The sequence below is a fragment of the Geomesophilobacter sediminis genome, assembly GCF_016458275.1.
Lineage (GTDB): Bacteria > Desulfobacterota > Desulfuromonadia > Geobacterales > Geobacteraceae > Geomesophilobacter > Geomesophilobacter sediminis.
The window spans coordinates 49,097-58,466 of the sequence record NZ_JAEMHM010000030.1 but is presented as its reverse complement, the minus strand read 5'-3'; the positions used below and the strand labels follow the sequence as shown (position 1 = coordinate 58,466).

Here is a 9,370-nt window from a genome sequence, read left to right as displayed (position 1 = left end):
AGTTCTCAATCATTTACGAGGGAAGAATGCCCGTTATGTAGCCGATGGGGCATTTACACAAAATCCTTTACACGCCCAGGGGTACCGGAGTGGTGAGCAAGGGCACCGGAGTGGTGAGCAGGGATACCGGAGTGGTGAGCAGGGATACCGGAGTGGTGAGCAGGGATACCGGAGTGGTGAGCAGGGATACCGGAGTGGTGAACAGGGGTACCGGAGTGGTGAACAGGGGTACCGGAGTGGTGAACAGGGGTACCGGAGTGGTGAACAAGGGTACCGGAGTGGTGAACAAGGGTACCGGAGTGGTGAAGAAGGGTACCGGAGTGGTGAAGAAGGGTACCGGAGTGGTGAAGAAGGGTACCGGAGTGGTGAGCAGGGATACCGGAGTGGTGAGCAAGGGTACCGGAGTGGTGAGCAGGGATACCGGAGTGGTGAGCAGGGACACCAGTCTGGTGAGCAGGAATACCTGCGGGAGGGGCGCCGAGGGGTGCCGACTCAACCGCTTGATTGAGCCACGCGATGATTGAACCAGGGCGCCGGTGCCTTCCGGTGAGGGTGCCTTCCCATGGTGAGAAGGATGTGAAAAAGGTCATGCAGTGCAGTTGACACGCCCAAGCCGGATCGTACACTTTGCCAATGTTTTTGCGTCGGAACCTGCTGTAACCATTGACCTACTGCCGTTTTGCCCGCCTCGTTTCCCGTGCCTGATCCTCGCGAGGTGCCCCATGGAACAGATCGTCTCCTGTCAAACCTGCGGACTCGTGCAGCGGATGGACGCCGTCCTTCCGGAAGGCACCCGCGCCATCTGCCCCCGCTGCCAATTCGTCATCCACCGGCGCAAGCCGGACAGCCGCACCCGCACCTTCTGCCTCGCCCTCGCCGCGCTCATCCTCTACTTCCCGGCCAATCTCTTTCCCATCGTGCAGACCGACTACTGGGGCATGGAAGAGGACACCACCATCTTCCAGGGGATCATGGGACTCTTTGAACAGGGAAACTACTTTGTCGGGAGCCTTGTCTTTACCACCAGCATCCTTTCTCCGGCGCTGAAGATACTCGGCCTGCTTTTCCTTTCTTTGACCCTTCCCTGGCCGCGCTGGAAGAGGCTTCGCGCCTGGGTCTACAAGATCATCAAGATCATCGATCCGTGGAACATGCTGGAGGTGACCCTGCTGGCCATGCTGGTGTCGATCGCGGAGCTGGGTGAGGTGGCCACGGTCCATCCGGGGGCCGGGGTTTTCTCTTTTGCCGCCGTTGTTGTCCTCACCATCTGTGCCACCATCACCTTCGACACGCGTCTGCTTTGGGATACGGAGGAGAAACCATGAACGGCACCGGGGAAGGGACGCACCCGGGCGAAAAATTGCCCAGGGCCGAGGTGCGCAGAAATTGGAGACGCTATCTCTTCTGGCTGATTCCGTTGGGAGCGATACTCATTGCCGGGTGGATCGTCTATGCGGACGTGATCCGGAAGGGGCCGACGCTGCACATCTATTTCGATAACGCGGTGGGGCTGCAGCAGGGGAAGTCCCAGATGAAATTTCGAGGTGTGCAGGTCGGCAAAGTGAAGGAGATCGAGCTGACGCCCGACACGCGGATGGTAAAGGTTACCGTCGCGCTGGACCAGGGTACTGACAGCTTGGCCCGTGAGGGTTCCATCTTCTGGGTCGAACGGGCGCGGATCGGTCTTAACGAGATAACCGGTCTGCAGACAATCATGGGGGGCGCGTACCTCACGGTGGAGCCGGGAAAAGGAAAGCGTCAGACGGAATTCCGTGGCGTCCCCGAGGCACCGGCGACCCAGAAGGAGGAGCCGGGGCGCCGGGTCGTGCTCCTGGCCGAGAAGCTCGGCTCGGTCAAGGAGCACTCGCCGGTGACCTATCACGGGATCCAGGTGGGCGAGGTCCACCAGGCCGAGTTGGGGCCGACGGCGCAGACGGTGCGGATCTTCCTCAACATCGACCGAAAGTATGCTCCGCTGGTCCGGATGAACTCCAAGTTCTGGAATGCCGGTGGCGTCAACATCAGCGTCGGTCTCGGGGGGATCGACATCACGGCGCAGTCCGCCCGCACCCTGCTGACCGGCGGCATCGGCTTTGCCACCCCGGACGCCAATCAGCCCGAAGCCCACGACGGGGCGGCGTTCCGGCTCTACGACAAGGCGGAAGAATCCTGGCTGCGCTGGTTTCCGGAAATCCCCCTCCCGCTGGTCGGCGGTCATCCCCCGCCGGTCCCGGCCGCGGAAAGGAAGGCAAGAAAATGAAAGCGACCCGCGGGCTGCGCAAGCTGCTGGTGCCCCTGCTCATTGCCGGCCTGGTGGGCGGCTGCTCTTTTTTCAAGAAAGAGGCGACCAAGGAGATCGAGAAGGTGGTCGAACCCAAGGGAGGGCAGGAGCCGCAGAACAAGCCCGAGCCTACCCACGAAGGGCCGCTGCTCGACAACAAGGTAACCGCGATGCGGGTGCAGGATGCGTTGCGGCAGGCAGGACCGGCTTTTCAGCAGGTGACGGTGGAGGGGACCAAGGAGGAGGTTGTCTTGAGCGGGACCGTCAAATCGGCTGCGGAGCGAAATCGAGCAGAAGAGATTGCCAAAAGCGTCCATCGCAAGATGAAACTCAAAAACGAGCTGAAGATAGCCAAGTGACGGCACTGATCTCGGCAACGGTCACATCTTTTCTTTGAGCCCCCGCTTCAATAGCCACCAGTTCACCGGGTATGAGGTGGCGAATCCGAACCACATGGCAATCTGCATCATGAACCAGAAAATCGGGGACGTTTTCGGGATTTCCGCGCCGAAAATGGCAAAAACCGCGACCGCCATCCAGCCGTACATGCCGATTAGCCAGCTGGAAAGCGACGGGGCATCCCTACCTGCGCCACGGCACCGGAATGCTGCTTTTGGGGCTGGTCCTCTACCTGCTCTTTCGGACCACCGGGCATTACCACATCGAAGGCGTCGGCTATGCCACCATCCAGGACGTGCTGCTGGGGACCATGCCGCAGGCCGGATTCCTGATCCTGCTATTTGCGTTGAAACTCCTTGCCACCTCGCTCTCCCTTGGTTCCGGCGCTTCCGGGGGCGTTTTTTCCCCGGCGTTGTTCCTGGGGGCCACCTTGGGCGGGGGGTACGTTCTCTTCCTGCACCGCGTTTTACCGGGGCTCGATATCAGCCCACCCGCGTTTGCCGTCGCCGGCATGGCCGGCCTCGTCGGCGCCAGCACGGCGGCGCCAATCACCGCCATCGTGATGATCCTGGAGATGACCTACGACTACAGCGTCGTCATTCCTCTGGTGATGACCGTTGCCATGAGCTACGGGGTGCGGACCTTCTTCTCGCGGGACAGCATCTATACGCTGAAGCTGACTCGGCGGGGACAGTATCTCCCGGAAGGGATGCACGCCAACGTGCACGAGATGAAACGGGCGGAAACGATCATGGATACGGCTCTTTTGACGGTGCCGACCGAGACGCCGGTGACGGAGTTCGCTGCACTGGTACGGGATGAGCGCAAGGCGCGCTGGTTTGTCATCGAGGGTGAGGAGGGGACTGTGGCAGTTGAGTCGCGGGTTTCGGCCCTTGCCGCCCTGGCAGGAAACCAGAGCGGCTCCACGGCTGGGGAGCTGCTCCGGAGGCGATTCAGCACAGCATCCCGGGATGCGACGCTGCTTCAGATTCTGGGTACCATGCGATCGGAAGAAACGGCGGTGGTCGCGATTGTGAGAGCCCCTGCGGACTCGTCCTCCGACATTGTCGGCGTAATCGGCAAAGAGATGGTCGTCGATGCGATGACCGAGGCGCTCGATATGTTTTCGCAGCAGGACAGCGGCAATCGAGCGCGCAATCGGAGTCCCTGGGCTACTCTTCTTCGGCGGGGAGGTTGACCTCCGGTGAGAGAAGGAGCTTGGGGGGGAGTTCCTGGGCCCCGAGGATGGCGACCAGTTGCTCCAGGTCCGCTGCCATCCGCATCAACTGCGGTCTTTCCAGGGTTTCCAGCCCGCGCACCAGCATCCCTTGGGCCACTTCCGGGGATTGCGCCACCAGTTCCTTCCCCTGTTCGGTCAATTCCACATCGACGACCCGCCGGTCTTCCTGGGAACGGGTGCGCGATACCAGTCCGCGTCCTTCCAAACGGTCCACGATCCCGACCACCGTCGCCGGGTGCAGGTACATGCGGCGCGCCAGCTCGGAGACCTTGATCGGAGCGGAATCCGCGATCACCTTGATGGCCCAGAGCTGGGGCCCGGTCAGCCCGGTCTCCTTTTCCGCCTTCTTGGAGTATTCGTTTACCGCCTGGAATACACGCCGCAGGTTGTCGATAATCTCGGCAACCACGGTCCCTTTACTGGTTTTTTTCATCGCTTCCTCCGACGGCCAGGAATTCTCTGCCTGCCCCGCTTTTCTCATCCTTAGCACATACCTGCTGATATCAAAAAACATTTTTCTGGTACCAGCCATGAAACCCGTAGCTGCGGCGGAGATGCCTCGCGATCCTATCGCTAATGAAAACTCTTGACAAGCGATTTAGTTCGTATTCAAATCATTGCTACGCAAGTGAAGGCCCAGGCCGTTCACATTACCTGGATAAATCCAACAAGGGGGAAGTTAGCTATGAGAGGGAAAGTCGTTAACCTGGTGCTGATCGGTGCGTTGGTGCTGGCCGCAGGTTGTTCGAAGCAGGGGATGGTCAAGAAGGACGAGCCGATTGCCCCGTCCGCTGCGGCGGCAACGAAACCGGCGATCGTGCCCGAGACCAAAGCTGCAGCGAATCCGGCGCCGGCGCAAAACACCGCGGCGGCACCAGCTCCGGTTCAGGCGCAACCGGTGGTTGCCGACAACGGGAATGGTGCCCAGGGTGCCAAGAGCGCGGACGCACTGAAGACGGACCTGCAACGGATCTACTTCGCGTTTGACTCCTATGCCCTCACCAAGGAAGATCGGGACATCCTGACCAAAAACCTGGAGGTCCTGAAAAAGGCGGCCAACGCCAAAGTCCAGATCGCGGGGAATTGCGACGAGCGTGGTTCGGACGACTACAACCTCGCTCTCGGCGAGGAGCGGGCGCGGGAAGCCAAGAAGTACCTGGTTACTCTCGGCATTCCGGCGGAGCGGCTTTCCGTGATCAGCTACGGCAAGGAGAAACCGTTGGATCCCGGTCACGACGAGGCGGCCTGGGCCAAAAACCGCCGCGACGACTTCGTGATCCAGTAACACGGGGATCGCGACTCGCGAGCGCGATTTCCACGGCCTGGAAAGGGGCTGACGCCCCCTTCCCAGGCTTTTTAGTGTCCAAAGAGCGGGGAGTCGATGAAAAGAAAGGTCTACGAAGAGCTGACGCTTTTCGCCAGCGTGGTCAAGTGGGCGGTGTACGCCGCCGGAGTGGGATGCCTCGTCGGCGCGGGCACTACCGTCTTTTTGCGGTCGCTGGCCTGGGCCTCGAGTCAGGTCGGCCGCTATCCGGGTTACTTCCATTTCCTTCCCGCGACTCTTGCGGTAAGTGCGCTCCTGGTGGCCTGGCTGGCGCCGGAGGCGGCCGGGCACGGTACCGAGAAGGTCATCGAGGCGGTACACACGCGGATGGGGAGGATCGCCTTGAAGGTCGTTCCGGTGAAGCTCGTGGCGACCGTCATCACCCTGGCCGGCGGAGGTTCGGCGGGGAAGGAAGGACCGTGCGCCCAGATCGGTGCCGCGCTCGCGTCCTCCTTTGCGACCATGCTCCGCCTGAAGGATCAGGATCGGCGCAAGATCGTGATCTGCGGCATCAGCGCCGGTTTTGCCACGGTATTCGGAACCCCCATAGCAGGGGCACTCTTCGGTATCGAGGTGCTGGTGCTGGGCCAGATGCTCTACGAGGTGCTCTTCCCTTCGTTTGTGGCGGGTATCGTCGGCTTCCACGTGGCCACCCTCTTGGGCGGGCAGTATCCTCGGGTTCCGGTTATCGTGCCGCCGCAGGTGAACGGGTGGAGCATCTTCGAGGTAGTGGCGCTCGGCCTTTGGTGCGGACTGGTGGCGATCTTCTTCATCGAGGCGGCCACCTGGACCCATAAGAGCTTCGACCGGGTCGGCAGCAAGACGCTCCGCGCCGCACTTGGTGGGGCGCTCATGGTTGCCATCGGGGCCTGGGTCTCGCCGAGGTATCTGGGGCTGGGGATCCAGTCGCTCGACGAGGGATGGCGCGGGGCCGCGCTCCCCCTGGGCACCTTCTTCTGGAAGAGCATCGCCACCTCGGTAACCCTGGGCTGCGGCGGGAGCGGCGGGGTGGTCACGCCGATCTTCGTCATCGGCACCGGAGCCGGGAACCTGTTCGCGCAGCTGGTCGACGTCCGTTACCTGGCGCTCTTTTCCGCGATCGGCATGGTTGCGGTCCTGGCCGGGGCGGCCAACACCCCCATCGCCGCCTCGGTGATGGCGATGGAGCTCTTCGGACCGGCCATCGGTCCCCACGCGGCGCTGGCCTGCATGGTGAGCTTTTTGATCGTCGGCTACCGGAGCATCTATCCCAGCCAGCTTCTGGGGATCAAGAAGAGCGAGTCGCTGCCGGTGGAGATGGGGATCCCGATCGGCTCGATGCGGCGCGATCAGATCGCCTTGCCGGAATGGCGCTTGTGGCAGAAGATGCAGCGGCGGAGAGGGAAGGGGGAGGAATAGCCGGAGCTGAGGGTGAAGGCGCCCCCTGCCATGTAGGAGCGACATTCCTGTCGCGATCCCAGCCCGGTTATTCGCGCCTGGAAAGATGCTCCCACAGCTTAAGTCTGCAGCGCGCTAGAGATCGCCATCCTAGCGAAGGACCCCGCGGCACCGTAAGGTTTGATTCCGGTAGGTAGTGAGCCGGTGCCAACCCTGTGGGCGCGCCTTTCCAGGCGCGATTAACCGCAGCGGCAGTTACCGCTTCCGGCGGATCGCGACAGGAATGTCGCTCCTACAACACGCAAGCTCAGAAAACCGAAAAAGGGCGCCCCGCGGCGCCCTTTCTGCATCTGAGTGGCTGTGAACTCTGAACGTTGAACGTTGAACGTTGAACGGGCTTACGCCCGCGGCAGATGCCATCCCTTGGCGATGGCGGCGCCGCGGATCAGGATCACCACCAGCGCGGAGACGGTGAGGTTGATCGCCGGGGGAACGAAGGTGTCGTTGAGGAAATAGAAGCAGGCCCCGCCGACCACGCAGGCCGAGGCGTAGATCTCGCGCTGCAGGATGAGGGGGATCTCGTTGCTCAGGGTGTCGCGGATCAGCCCGCCGAAGGTGCCGGTCATGACCCCCATGATCACGGAGCCCGCGAAGCCCAGATGGAAGGCGAGTGCCTTGGAAGTCCCGATCACCAGGAAGGTCCCTAGCCCGAGGGCGTCCAAAAACAGCATGGCGCGCCCCATCCGTTCGAAGCGCCGGGGTGACAGAAAGACGATGATGGAGGTGATGACAGCGAGGTAGAGATAGAGCTCGTTTTTGAAGCAGAATGGGGGAGCGTCTCCCAAAAGGAGATCGCGCAGCACCCCGCCGCCGGTGGCGGTGACGATGCCGAGCACGATGACCCCGAAGAGGTCCATCTTCTTGCGGACTGCGGCCAAAGCTCCGGACGCCGCAAAGGCGGCCGTCCCAAGGAGATCGAGGGCATAGAGGGTGTTGAACTGGCTGGTCATGCGGCGTACGTTACCCTTCCGGCGTCCCGTTTTCTTCCTCTTCGGGAAGTTGGGCGCCATAGTCCGGCACGTCCTGCCAGAACCGTTGCTGCAGCTCCTTCAGGAGCGGTTCGAGACTTTTGCGGTCGTTGGCGCTCACGCTGATCGCCCCCAACTTCCGTCCCACCTGCCGCACCTTCATGAAAGAAAGCATGTTGTTTTTCTTCATCTCCGGGAGGAGATCGGTCTTGTTGAAAACGAGGAGCCGCGGCTTGTTGGCGAGATCAAGCTCGGCGAGAATCGCGTCGACCTGGCCGATCTGCTCCTCGAAGCGCGGGTTGGCGCAGTCGACGAGGTGGATCAGGAGGTCGGCGTCCTTGAGCTCTTCCAGGGTCGCCTTGAAGGCGCCCATCAGCGACTTCGGCAGACTGCGGATGAAGCCGACCGTGTCGGTGATGATTACCTCGTGGTCCCGCGGGAAGCGGAGCCGCCGCGAGGAGGTATCGAGGGTAGCAAAGAGGAGGTTTTCAGTGAAGACCTCGCTCTTGGTCATCGTGTTCAAAAGGGTCGACTTGCCGGCGTTGGTATAGCCGACGATGGAGACGATGGGAATTCCCGCCTTCACCCGCTTCTGGCGGCGCTGGTAGCGGCCGTTGGAAAGCTCCTTCAGCTCGCGTTCCAGGTGGGCGATCCGGTCCCGGATCCGGCGCCGGTCGACCTCGAGTTTGGTTTCGCCCGGGCCGCGCCCCCCGATCCCCCCCATGAGCCGGGACATCTGGACGCCGCGCCCGATCAGGCGCGGCAGCAGGTATTTGAGCTGGGCGAGTTCCACCTGCACCTTGCCGTCCTGAGTGACCGCCCGGCGGGCGAAGATGTCGAGGATGAGCTGGCTGCGGTCGATGACCTTGAGCTCGGTCAGCTCGGAGATGGAGCGGACCTGGGCCGGGGAGAGCTCCTGGTCGAAGACGAGCATGGTCGCCCCGAGCTGGAGCGCCTTGATCACCACCTCGCGCAGTTTCCCTTCACCCAGGAGAAAGCGCGGGTTGAATTCCTTGGGGCGCTGGATCACGGTGTCCAAAACGCCGACTCCCGCGGTGCGGGCGAGCTCCTTGAGCTCCTCCATGGAATCGTCGGCCTCTTCGGGGGTACTCCGGGTCACCGAAATCAGGATGCCGCGTTCCACGCCGGTGGTGACGGCTTTCCCCTCTTCCAACCCGCGGATCAGCGACTCCTCGAGGGTTTCCATGAAAGAGCGGAACTCCAGGGTGAAGCGGGGGAAGGGGACCGAAGGCTCGACCTGGTAGGGGAGCCCGTTGGGGCGCGGCGGAATCAGGTGGGCGGTCTGGATGGAGAAGCGGTCCGGATGCTGGGTAAGTTGCAGCGCGGCGATCTGGTCCAGTCGCAAAAGGGAGAGGTCGGTCAGGTCGTCGTCGGTAAGGGGTTCGCCCTTGAGGTGGGTGTGCACCAGGCGCAGCCCGCGCAGAAGGCGCTTGCCGAGGGGGTAGTCGGCGAGATTCGGGATGAGCAGGGCGCGTTCGTCCCCGACGATCACGTAGGCGATCTCGCCGATCCGGTTGATGAGCAGACCGATCTGGCGCCGGATTTCCAGCGAGATGTCGGTAACTTCCCGCGCCACCTCCAGGGAAACCACCTCGTTGGGGTTTATCCGGCGGCGGTAGAGCCGTTCCAGTCGCTTTACCTGGTTCGGCTTGAGTCCTGTCAGATTGCCATGTGGCTGTTTAATGTGCCGCCTCCGACGT

9 protein-coding genes and 2 pseudogenes are annotated in these 9,370 nt (G+C 62.2%); 6 read left to right on the top strand and 5 right to left on the bottom strand.

All coding sequences use genetic code 11. The annotated features are described in order from the left end of the window. Window positions 1-67 precede the first annotated feature (67 nt). Window positions 68-496 carry a hypothetical protein gene (locus JFN93_RS24315; RefSeq protein ID WP_199386981.1) on the bottom strand — a complete coding sequence of 143 codons (429 nt, stop codon included), beginning with the start codon at window positions 494-496 and terminating at the stop codon, window positions 68-70. Between the two features lie 226 nt (window positions 497-722). Between JFN93_RS24315 and JFN93_RS24310 the strand changes: the two genes are divergently transcribed. From JFN93_RS24310 to JFN93_RS24300, 3 genes are read left to right on the top strand one after another with little or no spacing between them, the layout of a single operon-like run. Further along, on the top strand, window positions 723-1,325 hold the full coding sequence (locus tag JFN93_RS24310) for a paraquat-inducible protein A (protein WP_199386980.1): 603 nt from the start codon (window positions 723-725) through the stop codon (window positions 1,323-1,325). Then, complete coding sequence (locus JFN93_RS24305; RefSeq protein ID WP_199386979.1) at window positions 1,322-2,260, top strand: PqiB family protein; 939 nt, start codon at window positions 1,322-1,324, stop codon at window positions 2,258-2,260. The genes JFN93_RS24310 and JFN93_RS24305 overlap by 4 nt, the downstream gene beginning before the upstream one ends. Then, entirely contained in the window at window positions 2,257-2,640 is a 384-nt protein-coding gene (locus JFN93_RS24300; RefSeq protein ID WP_199386978.1) for a BON domain-containing protein, read from the top strand. Before JFN93_RS24305 ends, JFN93_RS24300 begins: the two co-directional genes overlap by 4 nt. A gap of 21 nt (window positions 2,641-2,661) precedes the next feature. On the opposite strand, the pseudogene JFN93_RS26230 reads toward JFN93_RS24300, so the two are convergent. Continuing rightward, a pseudogene (locus tag JFN93_RS26230) lies at window positions 2,662-2,856 on the bottom strand (DUF4396 domain-containing protein); the annotation flags it as partial. On the opposite strand from JFN93_RS26230, the pseudogene JFN93_RS24290 reads away from it, so the two are divergent. Next, a pseudogene (locus tag JFN93_RS24290) lies at window positions 2,856-3,878 on the top strand (chloride channel protein); the annotation flags it as partial. The pseudogenes JFN93_RS26230 and JFN93_RS24290 overlap by 1 nt on opposite strands. Here JFN93_RS24290 and JFN93_RS24285 read toward each other — a convergent pair. Further along, on the bottom strand, window positions 3,853-4,353 hold the full coding sequence (locus tag JFN93_RS24285) for a MarR family winged helix-turn-helix transcriptional regulator (protein ID WP_199386975.1): 501 nt from the start codon (window positions 4,351-4,353) through the stop codon (window positions 3,853-3,855). The pseudogene JFN93_RS24290 and the gene JFN93_RS24285 sit on opposite strands and share 26 nt — an antisense overlap. Window positions 4,354-4,605: 252 nt before the next feature. Here JFN93_RS24285 and pal point away from each other — a divergent pair, with 252 nt between their 5' ends. Then, window positions 4,606-5,205: a peptidoglycan-associated lipoprotein Pal gene (gene pal / locus JFN93_RS24280; RefSeq protein ID WP_199386974.1), complete on the top strand. Its 600-nt coding sequence runs from the start codon at window positions 4,606-4,608 to the stop codon at window positions 5,203-5,205. 96 nt (window positions 5,206-5,301) lie between these two features. Next, window positions 5,302-6,642, top strand: a complete 1,341-nt coding sequence (locus JFN93_RS24275) for a chloride channel protein (RefSeq protein ID WP_199386973.1) — start codon at window positions 5,302-5,304, stop codon at window positions 6,640-6,642. Window positions 6,643-7,019: 377 nt separating this feature from the next. Here JFN93_RS24275 and JFN93_RS24270 read toward each other — a convergent pair whose 3' ends face one another. Together JFN93_RS24270 and hflX are read right to left on the bottom strand one after the other, a co-directional pair. Next, window positions 7,020-7,631: a trimeric intracellular cation channel family protein gene (locus tag JFN93_RS24270; protein WP_199386985.1), complete on the bottom strand. Its 612-nt coding sequence runs from the start codon at window positions 7,629-7,631 to the stop codon at window positions 7,020-7,022. A gap of 10 nt (window positions 7,632-7,641) precedes the next feature. Further along, a complete protein-coding gene (hflX, locus tag JFN93_RS24265; protein ID WP_199386984.1) occupies window positions 7,642-9,354 on the bottom strand; it encodes a GTPase HflX in 1,713 nt (570 codons plus the stop codon). Window positions 9,355-9,370 lie beyond the last annotated feature (16 nt).

Excerpts from the sequence above, each read along its gene's own strand:
- JFN93_RS24310 (WP_199386980.1), top strand. The coding sequence starts at position 723 with ATGGAACAGATCGTCTCCTGTCAAACCTGCGGACTCGTGCAGCGGATG.
- JFN93_RS24305 (WP_199386979.1), top strand. The coding sequence starts at position 1,322 with ATGAACGGCACCGGGGAAGGGACGCACCCGGGCGAAAAATTGCCCAGG.
- JFN93_RS24300 (WP_199386978.1), top strand. The coding sequence starts at position 2,257 with ATGAAAGCGACCCGCGGGCTGCGCAAGCTGCTGGTGCCCCTGCTCATT.
- JFN93_RS24285 (WP_199386975.1), bottom strand. The coding sequence starts at position 4,353 with ATGAAAAAAACCAGTAAAGGGACCGTGGTTGCCGAGATTATCGACAAC.
- pal (WP_199386974.1), top strand. The coding sequence starts at position 4,606 with ATGAGAGGGAAAGTCGTTAACCTGGTGCTGATCGGTGCGTTGGTGCTG.
- JFN93_RS24275 (WP_199386973.1), top strand. The coding sequence starts at position 5,302 with ATGAAAAGAAAGGTCTACGAAGAGCTGACGCTTTTCGCCAGCGTGGTC.
- JFN93_RS24270 (WP_199386985.1), bottom strand. The coding sequence starts at position 7,631 with ATGACCAGCCAGTTCAACACCCTCTATGCCCTCGATCTCCTTGGGACG.